12 protein-coding genes are annotated in these 20,175 nt (G+C 60.3%); 4 read left to right on the top strand and 8 right to left on the bottom strand.

Features of this window, described 5'->3' with window-relative positions:
* Positions 1-4 precede the first annotated feature (4 nt).
* The 7 genes from JO015_08995 to JO015_08965 all read right to left on the bottom strand — a co-directional run bounded on the left by JO015_08995 (position 5) and on the right by JO015_08965 (position 11,290).
* Entirely contained in the window at positions 5-1,240 is a 1,236-nt protein-coding gene (locus JO015_08995) for a glycosyltransferase family 4 protein (protein MBV9999236.1), read from the bottom strand.
* A 21-nt stretch (positions 1,241-1,261) separates the two neighbouring features.
* Positions 1,262-2,815, bottom strand: a complete 1,554-nt coding sequence (locus tag JO015_08990; protein ID MBV9999235.1) for a hypothetical protein — start codon at positions 2,813-2,815, stop codon at positions 1,262-1,264.
* 35 nt (positions 2,816-2,850) lie between these two features.
* The gene (locus tag JO015_08985; protein ID MBV9999234.1) at positions 2,851-4,047 is read right to left on the bottom strand and encodes a glycosyltransferase; all 1,197 of its coding nucleotides are present in this window, start codon (positions 4,045-4,047) and stop codon (positions 2,851-2,853) included.
* A gap of 1 nt (position 4,048) precedes the next feature.
* Positions 4,049-5,398 carry an oligosaccharide flippase family protein gene (locus tag JO015_08980; GenBank protein MBV9999233.1) on the bottom strand — a complete coding sequence of 450 codons (1,350 nt, stop codon included), beginning with the start codon at positions 5,396-5,398 and terminating at the stop codon, positions 4,049-4,051.
* A gap of 59 nt (positions 5,399-5,457) precedes the next feature.
* The gene (locus JO015_08975) at positions 5,458-7,632 is read right to left on the bottom strand and encodes a polysaccharide biosynthesis tyrosine autokinase (protein MBV9999232.1); all 2,175 of its coding nucleotides are present in this window, start codon (positions 7,630-7,632) and stop codon (positions 5,458-5,460) included.
* Between the two features lie 206 nt (positions 7,633-7,838).
* Positions 7,839-9,836, bottom strand: a complete 1,998-nt coding sequence (locus JO015_08970) for a polysaccharide biosynthesis protein (GenBank protein ID MBV9999231.1) — start codon at positions 9,834-9,836, stop codon at positions 7,839-7,841.
* An 11-nt stretch (positions 9,837-9,847) separates the two neighbouring features.
* A complete protein-coding gene (locus JO015_08965) occupies positions 9,848-11,290 on the bottom strand; it encodes an aminotransferase class I/II-fold pyridoxal phosphate-dependent enzyme (protein ID MBV9999230.1) in 1,443 nt (480 codons plus the stop codon).
* Between the two features lie 1,665 nt (positions 11,291-12,955).
* On the opposite strand from JO015_08965, the gene JO015_08960 reads away from it, so the two are divergent.
* The 4 genes from JO015_08960 to JO015_08945 all read left to right on the top strand — a co-directional run bounded on the left by JO015_08960 (position 12,956) and on the right by JO015_08945 (position 17,635).
* The gene (locus JO015_08960; GenBank protein ID MBV9999229.1) at positions 12,956-14,011 is read left to right on the top strand and encodes a hypothetical protein; all 1,056 of its coding nucleotides are present in this window, start codon (positions 12,956-12,958) and stop codon (positions 14,009-14,011) included.
* Between the two features lie 294 nt (positions 14,012-14,305).
* Entirely contained in the window at positions 14,306-14,815 is a 510-nt protein-coding gene (locus JO015_08955) for a hypothetical protein (protein MBV9999228.1), read from the top strand.
* 1,724 nt (positions 14,816-16,539) lie between these two features.
* Entirely contained in the window at positions 16,540-16,968 is a 429-nt protein-coding gene (locus JO015_08950; GenBank protein ID MBV9999227.1) for a hypothetical protein, read from the top strand.
* A 43-nt stretch (positions 16,969-17,011) separates the two neighbouring features.
* Positions 17,012-17,635, top strand: coding sequence for a hypothetical protein (locus JO015_08945; protein ID MBV9999226.1), 624 nt, complete (start codon positions 17,012-17,014; stop codon positions 17,633-17,635).
* 676 nt (positions 17,636-18,311) lie between these two features.
* Here JO015_08945 and glmS read toward each other — a convergent pair.
* On the bottom strand, positions 18,312-20,162 hold the full coding sequence (gene glmS / locus JO015_08940; GenBank protein MBV9999225.1) for a glutamine--fructose-6-phosphate transaminase (isomerizing): 1,851 nt from the start codon (positions 20,160-20,162) through the stop codon (positions 18,312-18,314).
* Between the last annotated feature and the right edge of the window lie 13 nt (positions 20,163-20,175).

Raw genomic sequence — 20,175 nt, 5'->3', positions numbered from 1 at the left:
GCAGTCAACGGCTCCGGAGGGGCGCCCGGGCGTAGGTGGACGCGGAGCGGTTTCCGTTTACTCGCACCCAGGCGGCGGTCTGAATTTCAACGTAGTGGTAGAATGCTTTCCGCCGCTGTCCGAGTGCCTCCCCGTACTCCCTGGCTTTCGCCAGATTGCGAGCGGACATTCGTGCCATACGGGCGGGATCGGCCAACACTTCAGAAATTTTCCCGGCCAGGGCAGCCGCGTCATTGGGGTTTACCAGGTCCTCCGCGGCCGCAAGTTCCGGTATACCGCCCACGGTTGAACCCACGCAGGGCAACGCGCGCGCCATGGCCTCGATCATCGCCCGTGGGAGGCCCTCCTGCCTGGAGGGAAGGACGAAGAGCTGGGCCTGATCCAGTTCTGCCCGCACGGCGGCGGGGGTAGTCAGTTGACCCCGGAAGTGCACGCGGCCGCCCAATCCCAGCGCCGCTGCGCGCGATTGCAACTCCGGCTGATGTCGTCCGCTGCCGACGATGACCAACTCCAGGTTCATTCCATCCCGCACGCAGGCTGCTACGGCGTCGATGAGCACGTCGGGCGCCTTGTAGAGTTGAGCCAGGGTACCGACAAAAATCAGTCGGGCAGGAGCGGCGCGCATGGGGGCACGTGGAGTGTCGACAAAGGCCGCAGGTGGTAATTCCACACTCGAATAGTGCGTCGCGAATGTCCCCGGCCCGGGCGGATAACGGCGTTGAAGGGCGTGCTCCGTGACGTAGGCTGCAGCGCAAGCGGCACCGCACTGCCGGCACAGGCAGCGGGTTGACCACCAACGAAAAAACGAACGGAGGGGGTGCCTGACGCCGTTCGGCGAAAAAACGTCGTATGGATCGGCCACCACTTCGACCCCATAAGGACGTTTCTCCTTGCGTAAGCGGCGCTCGATGCACCAACTGATCGGGCTGGATACCCGCAAGATGACCGCATCACCCCTTTGGACCGCTCTTGCAGTGACGTCGACGATCCCGGGTAGCTGCAGCACGAACTGTTGCGGTCCCAGGTAATCCGGTATTGCCGAAAACGTGACCCAGGGGCCGCTCGCAGGCTGGTGCGCCGCGGGCAGCGTTGCCGCATCGCGCACGCGGGCGAGTACTCGGACGGAATCAAACACAGCCAGGTACCTTGTCCAGAACGAGTAAGGGAATTGTCCGTCGGTCCAAACCCGGCCGTCCGCAGTACGGGTGAAGTGTTGTTCGCAAGTGACGAGGACGTTCATTGCGTGATTGTTCCCGGATGCTCAGCGGACTTCCAACGGGCAGGCGCCGGTCAGAACCGTGGCCGCCGGAGTATCGTATTCCTCCACTTTCGAGTAAGTCGACACGTGCGATCCCAACCAAATAACGAGCATGGGCACCGCCCCGCCCTTAATAAGGTTAAACAAGAGATTGTCGGAGTCGCCTTGCAGCACCGAGAAGCACAGGTTGACGAAAAAAGGGTACAGGAGCAACCGTGTGTCCCGCCGGCGCAACGTATAAAGGGAGCGCTGTAAGATGCCGACCGCGAAACCGAAAATCCCGTACGCGAACGGAACCGGTATCGGCCCGAAGTTCAACATCGTTTCTCCGGCCAGACCGTAGACCAGTGATGAACTCCACTTGTCATAGTCCCATGATCCGGTCCCAAACTGTGCGTCAGTTCCCTCCTTAACCTTGGTCGGAGGCCGGGCGGGCCAGAAAAACTTCGGGACGAGGATCGCAGCCGTCCCGAGATAGGTCCTCCCCCAGGCGTACTGGTAATCCCGATCCGGTTTTGTGAGCCGATAAAGCAGAAACGCCTGCACGTCGGCTCGCGCCAGGTCTCCCAGGAGCAGGACGTCGAAGGTCCTCCCCGTCTTTTCGCTTAACTCAGACGTCTTCGCGCCCTTTTGAACGGCAACGACGGCATCCTGACCCAGTTCTTTGTAAAAGCCGTACAGGTACATGAAAACCATCACGAAGGCCAAACCTACAAACACGAATTTTCTATCTAACGGGCGAGTCCAGAAATGGAGAATCCCAGCCGCCCAAAATAATGCCCAGATGGTAGTACTCCGGCTGCCGCGCAGGCCCCCGAACAACATCTGGAGCACAAAGAACCCGAGCAGTACGAGGCTGATCGCCGGCAAGCTTCTCGGGCGGTCGCTAAAAACGGCGAAATAGATGATCGCCAGGATCGGGAAACTTTCCGACAGCGTAAAGATCCAGCCCGTATTTTCGAGCGCACCGGACCCGGGGTAAAGCCCGATCGATTCGCTGTAGGCTTCGACAAAACCAGTGATCCCACCGTATTGAGCATAGACCCCGATTTGAAGGACACCACTGACAACCAACCCGCATCCGGCAGCCACCAGGAACCGGTCGCGGCTCAGTTGCCAGAACGTCTCCTCTGCGGCGGACGGTTTCCACGCTGCAGCCCTGGTTTTTGCGCAGCGGTAGAGCACCAGCCCGATCGCATTCACGATCGCCATACACCCGAGCCAATCCCGCCAGTCGGGGGGCGGGTCGATGTACAGCATCCACGAGTTCCACACAACGTGAAGCAGCGGTGCGGTAAAGAAGAAGTGTACCCCCAGCAGGCCGATGATGCCAACCGGGTCGAAGAGGTTGACGCGTCCACGAAACCAATCGACGGCATCGCACCCCATTAAAACTCCACAAAACCATACCGGGGCAAGAAACCAGTGCGCGATCCGTTCGGAGGCGATGAGGAAGCCGCACGCCGTAAGGGTGCAAAACCAGATCGAGAGACAAAGGCTCGAGACGGGTCGCGCGGCACGACCCGCCGGCACGGTTATTTCAAATGTTTCGATCACAAATACGTTAAACGTGGGATCGCGCGTCGAAACGCCTATCCTGGGGGCAGCTTGAGGGAAAGTTCCGGACCTTGCCGGGGCAAGGACGTTGCGGTCTGATAAAGTTGCGCCAAGGCCGCCGTTGATCTGCGGATGTTGAACGGGCTCCTTTCCATGACAGCGAGCGCGTCATCCCTGGTAACGGGCGGCGCCCGACGGCGTCCGGCGAGGATGGCTCTCGCCCATGTGAAACGCGACTGCGACAAAGACAATCGCGTGATTAACTGGGGAACGACGTCAAGCTCGGTCGTGATCGAGTCCGCGAAGACGCATCGCAGTCCGGCCGCCTGCGCCTCGAGCCCGGCCAAGGGCAGTCCTTCGTACAAGGACGGCATCACAAACACGTCCACTGCACCGAGCAACAGGCGTGGCACATCGCACCGAGCCCCCGCGAAAACGATCCGCCCCGCGAGGCCCGTTTCCGCTGCGCGTCGCTCGATTACCGTCCGCAACGGACCATCACCGATCAGCAGCAACCGGGCGCTCGGCTCGACCTTTGCGACGGTGCGAAAAATCTCGAGCAAAAAACCGTGGTTCTTCTGCTCGTCGAACCTACCCACGTGAGCAAGGACAAAAGCATCGGCGGCAAGACCCAGCGCGGCCCGGAGTGATCTGTCCGGGTGCTCGCGGAACGGGTCCAGGTCGATCCCGTAGTAGAGCAGTTTGCAAAGCGGGCTGGTTCGATACCGAGGACAAAACAAAGCCTCCGCCGCCTTCCCGCTGGCCGCCAGACCGATCGTTGCAAACCGATGGATCCAGCGCTTCATCGTGGAAAGGTAAACCGATCGTAACGGACCCGGTGAAGCGTCCTGCACGGAGGTACCGCAGTGGCTATGGGCGATTCGCACGGGGATGCACATGCGCTCCGCCAGACGGAGCGTATACCCGTTGTAGTGGTGCAGATGGCCATGCACGATGTCGTACGGACCATGCATCCTGACAAGGCGGGAAAAGTTCTTCGCGTACCGCCAGGGCCGGTTGTAGTCCAAACAGGGCAGGATACGGCTGCCGAGAGCACGGATTTCGTCATCATAGGCGCACGCCTGCGCCGTATGTACCATGAAATCCATTCGAAACCGCTCCCGGTCATTGCGGCGCAGGATGTGCATCAACCAGGTTTCAATTCCGCCACGTCCCATGCCGCCGACGGCGTGAAGGATGCGGACGTGATGAGGTGATCTGGCGGTTTTCATGTTAGTTTCGGCTCCGGAGTGCGTGAGCGATAACCACGCTGCTTCCTGCGATCTGACACACCGTTGCCAACATCATCGCGATTGCCGCCCCCGAAAGTTTGTGGCCCGGCACGAGAACCGCACAGGCGGCGGCCGTAACCAGAGTGACGGCCAGGAACACCGGCACCTGCGCGCGCAGGTAGCGGGCGGCGGTCATGCCGTAGCCCAAAAGGGACGCGGCGTAGCCAATTCCCGCCGCGACTGCCAGCCAGAAGAAGGCGGTCACCTGATCGGCGTATTCGGGTTGGTAGAGCAGCAGGAGGATCGGGCGGCCGGCGAGCCAGATCAGAAGTATTCCGACTAGTCCGATCAGTGAACTGAGGCACACGAGCTTTCGCAGAAGCGAAGAAAACGCCCGGTAGTCCCCTTGGACGTAGTGTCGGGCTAACCTCGGAGACGCGGACTGGCCCAGGGCACCGATCACCGTTGTACCTGCGGTGAGCGGGTAAGCCAGAGCAGCGAAGATGCCCAACTCCCGCGTGCCGAGGTAGTGCTGGATAAAATACCGCGGTATGTTGGCATTGAATGAAAGCAGGGCCATGACGACCCCGACGGGCAGGGCCAGCAGCGTCAACGGAAGCACTGCCCGAGGACGCCATTGGAGGTGCAACCGGCGCGCCATGCCTGCACGGGCGGCGGCCGCTGCGCGGCCTGCCTCCTGTGAAGGCGGCAATACGCTCGCGCCGCTACGAACATCATACACGACGAGGATCACGGCCCACGCCGCGGCGAGGCTGCAACAACCGAGCAGGAGGTCGCGACCGAGGCAGACCGCACACGCGACGGCAACCAGCGAGAGCAGCCCTTTAATCATCATGGACACGGCGATGCGGTCCATTCTTTCGTGCTGTTGCAGCAACCCATAGAAAATGTCGCTGATCGACTCGAGGCCCTTGGCCAGACCCACGACCAGGATGACCGAGGCGGTATGCCGGTCGTACCCGGAAAACCAGACGATCCCGAGTATAACCAACCCGGCCAGGGCCGTCATAAACAGGCGCAGCAACAGGTAGTCACCGAAGCGGTATTCGGCGGCCGCGTCTGTTGCCTGCACGCTTCTCAACGCCATCCCTGCGCCGATGATCACTGGCGCCGTGATGGCCAGGGCCAGCGCGAATTGGCCGACCATTTGCGGCGTACCGAGCTTGGCAAGAACTACGAGGATTCCCCACTGGCAGGCCACGTAGGTGATGTTGCCGCTGAGCGTCCATAAAAAATTCGTTCGCAGCCTCAACCGGCGGGGAGGCGCCCCCGGTCGCGCCCGACAGAACTCCGGCGCGTCATCGGCATCGCTCGAGTAGGTGGAAAGCATGGAGGGTGGCGCCGCGGCGACTAACACTCGTTTTCGGACCCTGAGCGCCGGCAGCGACGTTACGATTCCTGCAAGACAGGCCCGGGCGACGGCAGGGACGGTTGAGGCGGTCTCTGGCCGCTTTCGGCGCGCGCCCGATCGTCCGCCGACCGGTAAACGCGGTAACTGTGCCCGGCGCCCCCGCGCCCTGAGACGCCGTTGAAGATGAACCCGACGAGCGTTGAATCTGCATTCCGAAGTTTCCGGATGGTCTGGCCCACGAGTTCCGCTGAGGTCCGGGTCGAGACGACAAGGCAGGTTGCGTGCACGTGCCCAACCAACAGCAAGGTGTCACTCACCGGCTCTACCGGTGTGCTGTCGATGACGACGCGATCAAATTGCGCCGCCATCTGCTTCACAAGCTGGCCGAAGGCTTCTCCGGCGAGCAACTCTGCGGGCGTGTCGAGCTGGGTTCCCGCACACAACAGGGAGAGCTTATGAATGTTGGTCATCCGAACGGCGGCGTCCGGATCGACGTCACCTGTTATGGCATCGCTCAAACCCGGAACGGCTGTCCTGCCGAAGAATATTCCTTCCATTGATGGCGATCGAAGATCGGCATCGATCAGCAGAGTTTTGAGGCCCTGTTGGGCGAAGGCCACCGCACAATTGATTGCGCAGAAGCTTTTTCCCTCCGCTTTTACCGCGCTGGTAAACAGGAATACCTTGTGCCCGGCATTTTTTCCGATCAGCGATAAAGAGGCCCGCAGGCTGCGAAAAGATTCCGCCGTTACCGAACCCGGCCGTTCTATCAGCAGCAGGTCATCGGTCAGCCACTTCGGCCGGCCGCATCTTGGAATTGCCCCGAGCACCGACAGGCCTAACTGCCGCTCGGCCAGGTCGACCGTTTTGAGCGAGCCGTCGAGCACGCTTGTAAGCAGCAGGAGCCCACCGCCGAGTGCAAACCCGCCGAAAACGCCCAAGAGCATGACGCGTGACTTGCTGGGCCAGATGGGCTGTTCGGGCAAAAGCGGATGTGAAATCACACGAATGACGTCCCGCGCGACGCTCTTGGTCAGGTCGGTTTCCTTCATCCGCGTGAGCACCGATTCGTAGAGCGCCCGGTTCGACTCCACCTCCTGGTGCAACACCTTGTATGAAATAGCGGTTTTATTTTGCGCCAGTGCCTTTTTCTCCTGGTCTTCCAGAGCCTCCTGGAGTCGCTTCTCCGTCGTGCCCGCGGATTCATACGCGCTGGTCACCTCATCGGCGGCCTTAAGAATCATCCGGTCGAGACCGGCTTTCAGCTCCTGCAGTTGCTTCAATGCGGCGTTGTGAATCGGATGTCCCGCCTTGTACATCTGGGTGAGCGTGGCTACCTCGGCCTCCTTCTGCGTGATCGTCTTCTGCAGTTCGATCACACCGGGCGAACTCGCGATCGCCGGGACCGCGAGCAGGGCGGTCGGCGTGCCGTTACCAAGGTTCCTGATCTGGCCATAATCCGCCTCCAGCTTTAGCCGCGTCCCTTTTGCCGCCGTGGCCATGCGATTCAGTTCAAGGAGATTGTCGACCACGATGTTGTCTTTCTCGCCCAGGGCAACGGCGCCGTGTTGCTCTTTGTAGGCCTGCAGTTCGTCTTCGGATTTTGCCAGCCTGGCTTTCAGCCGTTCCGCCTGCTGGAGAAGGAAGTTGTAGGCGGTCTGCGAAGCTTCAATGTGTCGTTTGAAGTTCTCGTTGATGTATTCTTTGATGAGAAGGTCGGCAATTTTCTGCGCCATGACCGGGCTTTGATCCTCCACTCGGATGTCGATCAACCGCGTCCCGCGCCGAACTTGTGTGGAGATGCACTTGGCAAGTTCTTCGACCATTTTGCTGTTCGAAACGGGTCTTTTCAGGTTCGGCAGGAACGCATGATCCTTGTTCAGCTCAGCGCTCTCGATCAGGTTCAGCAAAAGCTCGGGACTAGTCAGACTTTGCTCAGTGTTTTTCGCAATCTCCTCCCCTTTGACCTCCTGGGTGTCGCCGTTATCGGCCTTCAGGACCTTCTGTTCATCCTGTTCAGTCGGCATCACGGCCTGAACGACCGCTTGGGTAGCATAACGTCGGGGGCTGTACGCGAGGTAAAGCGCGCCGGCGCTCGTTCCCGCCAGAACGCACAGGATGAGCAACCATGCCTTCTCGCGTAAAAGGGCAAGGGCCCCTCGAAAATCCGAAGCGAAGGATGGTTCCAGGCTTCGCGGTTGGGTGCTGTTCATATCAGAATACCTCCTGTGGGCGGTGGGATGCAGGCGGGCGCAGTGGGGGTGCGGGCGTTCTGATCGCACCCCGTGCCTCCGGGGATCCCGACCATTGCGGACTTGCGGTCAACGAGTGAATCGTCATCGACGGTTTGGTAACTAACGCGGTGCTATGCGCCTGCGGTGAGGTCCGTTCGGCGCGGGTGCACTCCGGCCCGGCAGGATCAGCGATGATCCGGGGCGAGCCGGTTCAGCACGGGTAACAGGCCCGCATCCCGCTCGCATACGGGTCTGTAAGCGCCGTTGGAAGGCGTCTCGGCAAGGGGTGGCGTACAAGGGGTATATTCCGGAACGACCTTGACGACTAACGCCCTTATATCCTTGGCCGAAAGGTCGGGATCTTCAACGGCAGACGCAAGCTCATCAATGAGGGGCCGCACTGCGTCGTAGGGTTGTACCGTCGAAACCAACCGCGTGATTTGCGGATGCTCCGTTGCGGTGACGTGTTCGCGGCTGTAGTTCAGCACCTCTTCCAACTTCTCACCCGGTCGAAGCCCGGTGAACACGATGTCGATATCCTCGGGTTCAAATCCACTGAGCATAATCATCTGTCTTGCGAGGTCGACGATCTTCACTGGTTTACCCATATCCAGCATAAAGACGTCACCGCCTTGGCCGAGCGCGAAGGCCTCCAAGACCAGCGTCACCGCCTCCGGGATGGTCATAAAGAAACGTGAGACCTCGGGGTGCGTCACGGTTAGCGGACCACCGGTGGCGATCTGCCTTGCGAAAATCGGCACCACGCTGCCGGAAGAGCCGAGCACGTTGCCGAATCGTACGGCCGTAAACTTGGTTGCGTGCGGCTTCGTCATCAGGGACTGCAGGTAGATCTCCGCGCACCGCTTCGTTGCGCCCATCACGCTGCTCGGGTTAACCGCTTTGTCGGTGGAGATGAAAACGAAACGCTCAACGTTATGCTCGATTGCCATTTCAGCGATGAGGACGGTTCCAAGCAGGTTGTTTCGGACGGCTTCGGCCGGCTGGTGCTCCATCATCGGCACGTGCTTGTGAGCAGCCGCGTGAAAGATTACCTGCGGCCGGAACCGCCTGAAGATGTCTCGCATCCGCGCGGCACTCGTAACATCCCCCACCAGCGGCATGATCACGGTGCGATTGCATAAGCCGAGCAGCTCCTGCTCGATGGTGAAGAGGTGAGGTTCAGAACGTTCGACGAGCAGGAGCGTGGCAGGATTGAACGAGAGAACCTGGCGGCATAGTTCGCTTCCGATACTGCCACCGGCCCCCGTGACCATCACGTTGCGCGCGGTAAGCCGGTCGCAGACGGTATCGGTTTTGACGCGGACCGGCACGCGGCCCAGCAGATCCTCGATTTTAACGGGCCGCAACGTCGTGATGCTTGCGTGCCCCGTCGCGAGCTGGCCGAGTGAAGGCACGGTCCTGCATTCCAGTCCGGCGGCGCGCGCCAGTTCCCATACCTGGCGAAGGCGTCTGGCCGGCGCGGACGGCATGGCAATTATGACCTCTTCGATCTGTAACTTCGATTTGGATTCGCCGATACGCTGTGGGGTTCCGACCACCGGGATCCCGTGCACGCTGGCGTGGCGGCCGCAATCGTCATCGAAGAACGCGACGGCCTGAAGCCCCAACCATGGCTCCTCCATCATGTGTCTGGCGAGGAGTGCACCTGCATCACCGGCTCCAACGATACCCACGCGCCGTGGCCGGCGTCTCGACGCCTGCTGGGACGAGAGGGCAAACGCCCGCACCCGCCAAAAACTCAGCCGGACGCTCGCGAGCCCAATCACCGAGAGGACCAGATAGATGAGGACGACTCCGCGCGGCGGTGCGGAAGTGAAGAAGCGACCTGCGGAGATCGCGGCGAGCGGCAGCGAGCCGACCGTACACGCGAGGACGAGGCGCTTTAAGTCGGGCTTTGCAAAATAAGTCAGCCGTCCATCAAACTGGTGAAAAGCGAATAAAGCAACGAGGTTTGCACCAATCACTACCAAGGCAACGGGTAGGAAGCAGGCCTCGAAATTTGCAGGCACGTCGAAATCGAATCGGATCAGGTACGCCATCCAGAAGCACAGCGCGACCGTACTCCCGTAGAGGAGCATCAGGACGACGGCGCGAATGGCACGGTTCCGGGTGCGGTCCTTCCACGTGAACTCCAATATGCATCGAACGACGGATCGAGTCATAAGGTCTCAGGCTACTTTTGTGCACGAATCACAATCGCACAGACCCGATCGAAATCGGCGTCCGAGAGATTGGATCCGCTGGGCAAGCAGAGCCCCCGTTCAAAGAGGATTTCGGCGACGCGGCCGCCTCGCAACCGGCAATGCGTAAAGACGGGCTGCAAGTGGAGCGGCTTCCAGATCGGACGCGCCTCGATGTTATGGTTCGCCAGAGCGACGCGCACGTCTTCGCGCGTGGCGCCGAATTTTTCCGGATCAATGGTGATGCAAGTCAGCCAGTAATTGGGTTGGCCGTAGGAAGCAAGCGGCATGGATTCGATGCCGGGCAAGGGGCCGAGCACAGCTTTGTAGCGTTCAAAGTTTCGGCGCCGGGCCGCGATGCGGTTGCTGAGGGCCCGGAGTTGGCCGCGGCCGATGGCGGCCAGGACGTTGCTCATGCGGTAATTGAAGCCGATGGTCGAATGCTGATAGTGCGGCGCCGGGTCACGCGCCTGCGTTGCCAGGAAGCGCGCGCATTCGATAAACGCACGATCGTTGGAAACGAGTATCCCACCACCGGACGTGGTGACGATTTTGTTGCCGTTGAATGAAAAGACGCCGCAGCGGCCCTGCGTGCCGACCCGCCGTTCCCGATACGTCGCTCCGAGTGCTTCCGCCGAATCCTGGATGACCGGCACGTCGTAACGCGCGCAGGCCGCGACGATGCGGTCGTAATCGGCGCTCTGTCCGTAGAGGTCTACGACGATCACCGCCCGCGGCAGACGCCCTCGCGCGGCACACGCCTCGAGCTCTTCGCGCAGGAGGTCCGGGTCCATGTTCCAACTGCCGGGTTCGGAATCGATAAAGACCGGCGTACCACCCTCATAGACAATCGGGTTCGCGGTCGCGGCGAAGGTCAGGGTAGAGCAGATGACTTCATCACCCGGCCGCAGCCCGAACAGCCTCAGCGCGAGATGAATCGCTGCCGTACCGGAGGACAGCGCGGCAGCATGTGACGCGCCGACGTATTCGGCAACCTCCTTTTCAAAAGCATCCACATGCGGTCCGAGCGGCGCAACCCAGTTCGACGCGAACGCATCTTTGACGAACTCCAACTCCGCGTCACCCAGGTGGGGCGGGGACAGATAGATGCGCGGCTCCGTCCGGCCGGCTGCGGTACCGGCTGTGCTAGCGGGAGTACGCGCGACGACCGGGCAACGGTAGGCCGGGAAGTAATCCGGTGACGCCGGTTCGAGCCCTTGCAGTTCATGTACGCGGGCCCGCCGCGCGCATAATTCACGATATAACCCCGGCTGGACGACCCAGCGCCAGATCGCAAAGTCATGCCGCCGGTCGGAAAATCCCGCTTTGTAATGGAACAGCGAATCCTGGCTCGCGCCAACGCCGCCTCCCAGATGAAAGACGCGTGCACCGGCCTCATTCGCCCAGAGGCGAACCGCGTCAAAGATTAAGGTCATTGGCGAGAGCTTGAGGAATTTGTCCCGCGTCCCGCCCAGGTGGTACTGCACGACGTTATCACAGATCGTGAACAAGCCGGCGGCGGCAGCTTCGCCCCCGACGAAAGCGATGAACAGTTGCAACACCGTCCCTAATTCACGAGCCATCCGGTTGAAGTAGTCGTCACTAAAAAAATAGGCCGGCGCCGCTTGTACACGCCGCATGGTCTCTCCGTAGATGCTGGCGAAGTCGCCAAGGTAACGTCCCTCCCGGTCGTGCAGGCAGGTGACGATGCCATCCCGTCGCTGGCCTTTGATCTGCCGTTTGCAGGTACTGCGATACTGTGCCCATTGGCGGTCCGGCGGTTGGCTGAGATCGATCGAGACGGTCTGGCCAATCACACGGCACTCACCCAACCCTGCAAGCAAGTGCTGCTGCTGCGGAACCAACGGGTGCAATCTCGAGAATGCCGCTACGACGTTGCTTTCCGCCAACGCCTCCCTGAGCGCCGCTTGAAAACGGCGCACGACTGCTTCGGGCATCGTTTCGTGGGACGCGACCGGCCCGCAATAACCGTAGACCGAGGTTCCGTCACTCAGTTCCGCCGGGCCGTCTCCGACCGGGCGCAGCAACAGGGGGAGTGCAATAAGGTGATCGCCGTCAAGATACGCGTACAAGTGCGCCTTGGCGCTGAGGCGAAGCTCCTCGAGGTGGTGGTACTGCGGCAGGTGATGAAAGTCGTGCAGACCGACGCGCTCCAACAACTCTTTCCATTCCTGACTCTGTTCGGTCCGGAGAATCCGGAATTCGGGAGCGCTCGTAGACCTACTTGATAATAACGCCTTTTCCATTAACCCGCCGGTATATATATACTACCTAAATCAGCAGTGATAACTCATGTGCGCAGCACCTTATGCACCTGTAAGCCGGTTGTGATCCCGGGTACGGTCTCTGTGCTAACAAGGTGCCGCTTTATCGTGTCCGGTTTACGATCTAAGAGATCTTTCGGTCGCAGCAGACGGTAGGACGCCTGCTTTCATCATCGCTGACCAAAAACCCGTTTTGTTCCAATTTGCATCGGTGCAGTGTCCATCGGGATCGTCTCACGCCGCCGGTTCAAGACAGGCTGCCGCCCTTGGCTGCGTTTCGCTTGATCTTCAGAAGCCGGCCTGGCCCTGGAGTCTAAAGCCACATCCCTGGCTTCTAAAATTACCACTTGGGTACGCCGTCCCTGGTCCTGAACCCCGCAACGATTCTGTATCCGGAACCGGGTGGGGGATCCGGGAATCAGAGGCCGGTGTATTCCGGCCGTTGATTCCCGAAGCCGCCTGGGGCTTTACGCGGCGAGGCCGCGAGTTAACAAAAACTATAATTATGATTTAGTATCGAGAACTGATATATCCTCCGGGGGGTAAGGCCTCTCGTTGCCAGCCCATTCAGGGTTTTGTCTACTGGTCAAGACCGGGAGCGTTTGTCCATATTGGTAAATTGTTTCAAATTCTTTTCCGAGCAGGTATCCCGGCAGTATACAGGTCAGGCGGCGTGGACCCGCACCGGTTGAAATCGGGTAAGTTTCACGCTTGACCGAACCGTCCATAACAATCCATAACTAACGCATGCTTGCGTCCGGTCTGATGCGGCATTATTAGTAGGAGCGCAGTTTTGACATTCTGGAGGAGGAAGAAGTGGAGGGTGCGATAGATCCTGTGTTGCAGCGTTTCTGCCAAGCCACGACCGAAGATCAAGCTAACCAGGTTCTAGAATTTCTGATAGAGGAAACGGCCTCTCCCCTGATCAGGAAAATCCTTAAGGCTAAGTTCGCCCAACTCCCAGGACGGATCGGATCAGACTGGGATTTTGAAGACGTTTGCAGCAGCGCTCGAACCGGCTTGATCACTCGCCTGCTGCGCCTGCGCCAGCAGCCGAACGCCAACGGGGTCGGCAACCTCGCCGCTTACACCGCCAAGGTCGCGTATGCGGCATGGAACGATTATACCCATACCCGTTGCCCGGGACTGACCAAAATTCGTTACCGGCTTCAATACCTGTTGGAGAACCGGACCAGCCAAAAGGGTTTTGCCCTCTGGGAGGGTGACGACGGTGAGATGTGGTGCGGTTTCGCGGGCTGGGATCAGCAGGGCCTCGATGCGGCCCGCCGTAATGCCCGGCGCTCGCGTTTGCTCGAAGCTCCGGGACGTGCTGCGGCGGAAGCGTTCCCCGAGGGCGAACCGAAGCGCCTTGGATTGCCCCGGCTAACCGCCGGGCTGCTGAGCTGGTTAGGGACGCCGGTTGAGTTACACACGCTCGCGGTGGCGGTTGCCGAAGTGCTTGAAGTTTTGGACGAGACCCCAGCCCCCTTACCGCCTGAGGGGAATCTACTCGGGGCGCCGAGCCTCGTAGATGCGCAGCCCTTGCCCAGCGATGAAGCCAAATGGCGGGAATACCTCGCCTGGCTGGCGGCCGAGGTTGCCGGCTTGCCCTTGCGCCAGCGCACCGCATTTTTGTTGCACTCCACCGCGACGGCGGAGTTTGAATTCAACGGGCTCCTGAGCATTCGTCAGCTTGCCGGACTGCTTGAACGTCCGGTCGAAGAGGTGGCGGGCCTCTGGAAAGCTCTGCCGCTGGATGACCGCCGCACGGCCCAACTGCTTGGCTTGGAGCGCCAGCAGGTGATCAACCTGCGCCGGATGGCCCGCGACACTTTGGGGCGGCGCTGGCGGTTGTGGATTGGCCGGACGTAAAGATTTCACCAATATGGTGGACGGTTCCCACTCTTCACAGTAATGATAGAAATTAGCGGTTGGTCTTGGACCGGCCGACGGCAAACGTTTGCGCTGAGGGGAATCTGGTGATAATAAAATTTCATATTGCACGTCCGGTGCCGAAAGGAAACTCCGGTGGGGACCAGGGATATGAAATCATGGGCGGGTTGTTCTCCGAACCAGAGGCCTTGCAGATTCGTTATCGCGTTGCGTCCCTCCTGGGGGCGTAGCCTGCGCGCTGACGTGTCGTGCTGAAAGGCCGTTTCTCTTTACATGCCTGAAGAATTTGCACCCACGGACGATCAACTCCGGCGCTACTACCGGCGGGAGCTCAACCCCGACGAGTTCATAGCGCTCAGCGATTATCTCGCCAAGCACCCCGAGGAGCGCCGTCTCAAGCTCGAGCTGATGACTGGACACCGGCTGGCCGAGACCGGCCAGGGGCGTCTTCCAAAATTCGATCACGCTACTCGCTATAACGATATCGTCGCCAAGCTTGAAGGCGAAGTTGCAGATCCAGTGGAGCGCCAGGCGCTGGAAGAGCGCCTGGCCGGCGATCCCATGGCAGCCACGTATCTGACCGACCTTGCCGCTTTCAAGCAGGAAATGGCGGCGTCACCCGAACTCGCCGGCGGCCCTGATTCTGGACGCGGTGATTCCGGAGCCATCATCATTGACGGCCATGCCCGGCCGTTACCAGACTCCTCACTCAAGGTCCGTTCGGATCATTCCTCGCCTGACGAGAGCTCGGGCGATGGCCATGAGCCTCGTGCAACCCGGTAACGCCATGGCCGGTGGTTGGCCCCGCGGGCCAGCCGTCCCGGGGAAGATGGCCCGGCCCACGCGGGTGAGGTGATGTCGGGGTGCAATTTCAAACTCGGCGGTTCATTACGGGACCTGGTATCATCCCGTCGAATTCGATACGTTTAAAACAGCGTTTCTTATTGTTATCTAATGCGTAGAATGAACCGCGCTTTCTCCTTTGAAATCAGCTGAACGCGGAAGCGCCGGAAGGGTTTACCGGCGCCGGCTGCCGATCCGCCTTATACCATTCAGAGAGGTATTCCGGTAGAATGCCGGCTCAGGGGGGGGTGCCGGCGCCGGAGGATGCTCCGTGGCCGGTTGAATCGATCTCATACCATTTCGACGGCCATGGAGGTAAAATCTTGTCTTCCTCGCCAGGCGTTCTGCCGGAGTTACACCTAGTAAACCGTATAAACAGCCGAGGCCCAACGGGCCGGGTGCCGGTTTGATGGCTTGAAGGGCCAAAGGAACATAGCCCAGGGTTTACCCTGAGAAGGCGTTTTCCTTCCCCCCGAATTAGCCCTGAAGGGGCGGCACAAGGCGTTGCTTACGGGTTCTGCCGCCCTTTCAGGGCTCGACCGTGATTTTACGGTTACCCAGGGTAAAACCTGGGCTATGTTCCCCCGGCCCGTTGGGCCTAAGACCGATGTAACGCTGTGCGGAGCATCCGGCAGCACCTCCTCCCGCCGGAATTCTACCGAGATAATCGTGTAAATGGTATCAGGCTCCACGCCCGTCACTGTCCAACAACAACCGTTAACCGGTCGGCCCGCGAGCATGGAAAAAACAAACGTCCATGAGCAACCAATGCGAACAGCCGCAAGAGAGCCCCGCTGAAGCCTGGATGGCCCGCTGGCCCCACCACTGCAAGGCCTGCGGCGGCTGGGGTGTATTCCGCTACGCTAATGCGGAGACCGGCGAAGGGACCCACAGGCTCTGCGACGCCCTGCCCGCCGGCACCTGCCATCGGTGCGGCGATCCACAGGGCCTCAACCCGGAAGACGAGAGGCAGGCCCCCTGCCGCGCGTGCGGCTGGAACCACGACGATGGGGTGCCGGAAGCCGACGATCCAGGAAAGGAAGCGTGACCCCCCAGGAAAACCGGTCAACGGCCGCCGCCTTCCGGGCCGGGGCCGGTGGCCGAAGCGCGCCAAATCCGCAGCGCGCGCCCCGCGGTCAATCCCACGGGCGTGCACCCAAGTGCCCGTCCGCGCCGACAACCTCAATCTTCAACATCCTGGAGTACCCCGGTGGGCAAGGATCGCGCCATAACTGACGGCCGAGCGTGCGCTGCACCCGACCATGCAGACGCGTACAAAGCTCCAGAATCGAGATCTGACCCCCTGCCCGCTCTCTGAAGCGGGTATTGCAGGTATCGGTCAGCGTCTTTCCGGCTTTCCCTCAGCTCTCGATCGTGGGGCATTTGCCGATCCTGATCACCGTCGGTACGCATTTTTCGATTTTTCCCAACCGGCATGAAACCCGGGACCTGTGTTCACGTTGTACGGGGTGAACACGTGCGCGTCTTGCTCGCCGGGCGCGTGCCGACGACGCGCCGCCACCGTCTCCCAAAGGGACGGGTGCGCCGCTGAGGACGGCCGCGACGGTAGCCCAAACCCACCCGGTTCACCGGGAGGGGGCTGGGGAAGGTACAAAAGCCGACCTGGCGCACCTACCATCAATCTAACCTGGAACGTTAAAGGCATGAACACACCACAAGCCAATGAATTTACCTTCACGCACGATGAGGGTACCACGGTGATAACCTACTACCCTGATCGGCCCGGCCCCATCCTCCCGGGTCAGCCGGGAACCGGCCCCGAGCTCACTTACAACGGGCCGGAAGGCAGTTTCGCCTTTTTCAGTGACAAAATCGAGGTCCAGGACGCGCCGGTCGGATCGCTGATCAGCGTGACGTTAGGACCGGTCGAAGTCCTCGGAGGAACCGAGCATTTTCTGAAATTCTCTTTGGCGTTGCCGCCGGTGAACATGGGCGAAACGAAGAAACAGCCGTTCCGCAGCTTCGGAATCAAGACCGCAACCACCACCGGGGGAACCGCCGACGGGGCGCAACGCAAATACACGCTCGTGCCGCTTAAGGGCTCGGCACGAATCGCCGCCCTACCGGACTGAACGGGTAACTTCCTTCTATTCAGGTCACCAGTGGGATCTTCATATGACAACGACGTCAAAAGAGTCGCTCTCCGGGCAGATCGCTGAGCAGGCCGAGTTCGTGGTGAACAACCTGCAGCAGACCGACTACCAGCACCACGAACGCATCGACGTGGACAGGGGAATCTACGATTGCGATTGCAACGGGTTCGTGGGCTTCGTTCTGGAGCGGGCCGCACCTGACCATTACGCGCAGGTCCCAAAGGAGACGAACCAACCGCGGCCGCGCGCATTCAAGTACTATGATTTCTTCAATTCGCTGACCCCGGAATCAACGGGCGGGTGGCATAAAATCGATTTCCTGCGGGACGCGCGCCGGGGAGACCTCATCGCGTGGCGATTCGCACAAATCGAACCAGGGCATAACACGGGGCACGTGCTCTTCGTCGCCGAAACGCCGGCCGCCAACGATTCCGGAATTTATTCTGTCCGCGTGTACGATTCCGCCGACCGGCCGCACTTTGATGACACGCGCGCAACCGGGGACGGCAAATCTGCATCCGGCATCGGCTCGGGCTTCATCAATTTCAAGGTTAATCCCTCGGGTAATCCCGTCGCTTTCCAGTTTGCGCCTTCTGAAGGGTTCACCGCTTTAGCGATCGCCATCGGACGGGTCGAACCGGTATGAGGCCGGCCAGGGCGGCAGGGCGCCATCCAAAGATCCCCGGCTGTTTCCGGGTCAAGTCACTGGACCTCACCCCTCCGTTTCTTCGATGCAATTTTGCCTTCAGTATCGTTGATGAAGTCTCCGGCATTAGCATTGTTGAGGTTTAAGGGATAGGATCGCTAAAGCATGGTGTAGTCTAACCCGGCATTTTACCGGCAGTTGCCGCAACTAGCCGGATCTGATTCTATCAGTGAAGGCCCAATAGAAGGCACGCCGGAGGATGATCCGCAGGGGGTTGAGTCGGTTCTTAGACCCAATGGGCCGGGAGACCTTAGCCCAGAGTTCACCCCACTGCCATTTATTGATCTTCAGTTAAGTAATATCCGTATTTGGAAAGGGTAGCTCTGAGTCTAACGCACCTTCTGCTCGAGACTTTGCTTTCCTGAAGGTCAATAGTTAAGGACGGACGGACGGGCGTGGCCTTGGTCCCGTAGGGACGGCTGAGGTTAGGCAGAGACTTCAGTCCCTGTGCTGTGCGGGCGTTCCTCCGGGGTTGCGTCCCCTCGGGACGCCTGAAGGCGTGCGCCAAGCCAAGCGGGCGTCAACGGTGGGGAGCCGTTCGGGTTTTTGGCGTCGAGGGTCGCGCCGTGTTTGGCCGGCCGCTTATCTATCTATCTATCTGGCTGCCTGGCTATCTCTATTCCACCGTGACGCTCTTGGCGAGGTTACGCGGCTTGTCGACGTCGCAGCCGAGATGCACGGCGAGGTAATAAGCGAAGAGCTGCAACGGGATCGCGGTTAGAATCGGCGCGACGTAATCCGGGCACCTTGGAATATAGATGATGTCATCGACGATTTTCGCCAGATCTTTCCGGCCCTCAGTGGCGATCGCGATCACCTTGCCGTTTCTGGCCTTGATCTGCTCCAGGTTATTGACGTTCTTTTCGAACACGGCATCATCCGGCATGATCATGACGGACGGCACCTCCGGCCGGACCAGCGCGATGATGCCGTGCTTGAGTTCGGCACTCGGGTGTCCCTCGGCGAATTTGTAACTGATCTCTTTGAGTTTCAGCGCGCCTTCGACTGCGATGGGGTAATTCTGTTGCCGGCCAAAAAACAGAAACCCGGCCGCATCAGCGTATTTCTCGGCCAGGTATTTGATTTTTTCGGTCTCAGCGAGCACCTGGCGGATCTTGTCCGGCACGGTCTCCAACGCCTGGATCACCTCAATTCCCTGCGCACTCGACAGGTGACGGATACGACCCAGCAGGAGGGCAAGCAAGGCCAGCACGGTGACCTGCGAGGTGAACGACTTGGTCGCGGCGACCCCGATCTCCGGTCCGGCGTGCATGTAGACGCCTCCGTCGCTTTCCCTCGCCAGGGTGCTTCCGACGTTGTTACAGATGCCCAGGGTCCGGTGGCCTTTGCGTTTGCTCTCGCGGAGGGCCGCGAGGGTATCGATGGTCTCGCCGCTCTGGCTGATGGCGAAGACGAGCGTACCTTTTTCCATCGGCATGTTACGGTACCGGAACTCGCTGGCAAACTCGCATTCCACGGGCAGGTGCGCGAGGCTCTCGATGAGGTACTCGCCGACCAGGCCGGCATGGAATGCCGTTCCGCAACCGGTGAGCACGATGCGTTCGATGTCCCGCAATTCGCGAGAGGTCATGTTCAGTCCGCCAAGTTTGGCGGTTGATTCCTGGTCCGAGAGCCGGCCGCGCATGGCATCGCGAGTCGATTCGGGCTGCTCGAAGATTTCCTTGAGCATGAAATGCGGAAAATCGCCCCGTTCGGCGTCCTCGCTCGTGAACTCGACCTTACTGACCTCAAAGCGGGTGCCGGCGCCGGCCAGGGAAGTGATGTCGAAGCAGTCCCGTTCAATGGTCACCAGATCGTAGTCGTCCAGGTAAACGACGTCCCGGGTGTGCCCGAGAATGGCGCTGACGTCGCTGACGACAAAATGTTCCCCTTTGCCGATGCCGAGGATCAGCGGGCTGCCCCTGCGGGCGGCGAGGATGACTCCGGGCACGTCGACATGCATAACGGCCAACCCGTACGTGCCGGACACCTGTTTGAGCGCCGAACGCAGCGCTTCAAGGAGGGTCGCTTTGTCGCGGGGGCCGGGCATTCTGTCGAAAATGCCGCCGATCAGATGCGCCAGGACTTCAGTATCGGTCTCCGTCCGGAAAGTGTCGCCTTGATCGGTGAGCTGATCACGCAGCGCCTGGAAATTTTCGATGACGCCGTTATGGATGAGGGCCAGCTTGCCGCTCTGGTCCAGGTGCGGGTGGGCGTTGGCATCGGTGACGCCGCCGTGGGTGGCCCAGCGGGTGTGACCGAGTCCGGTGGTGCCGTGAACCGGTCGTTCCTGGAGCAACTGCGCCAGGTTACTGATCCGGCCCGCCCGCTTTCTGACTTGAAGGCCATGGCCGTTCAATAGCGCAACTCCGGCCGAATCGTACCCGCGGTACTCGAGTTTTCGCAACCCGTCGACAAGTATGGGCGTCGCGTCTTCTGAACCTACGTATCCAATAATGCCACACATAAAGAAAAAACCA

The organism is Verrucomicrobiota bacterium (assembly GCA_019247695.1).
GTDB lineage: Bacteria > Verrucomicrobiota > Verrucomicrobiia > Chthoniobacterales > JAFAMB01 > JAFBAP01.
The sequence above is the reverse complement of the archived record's forward strand: the minus strand, read 5'-3'. Positions and strand labels throughout refer to the sequence as shown.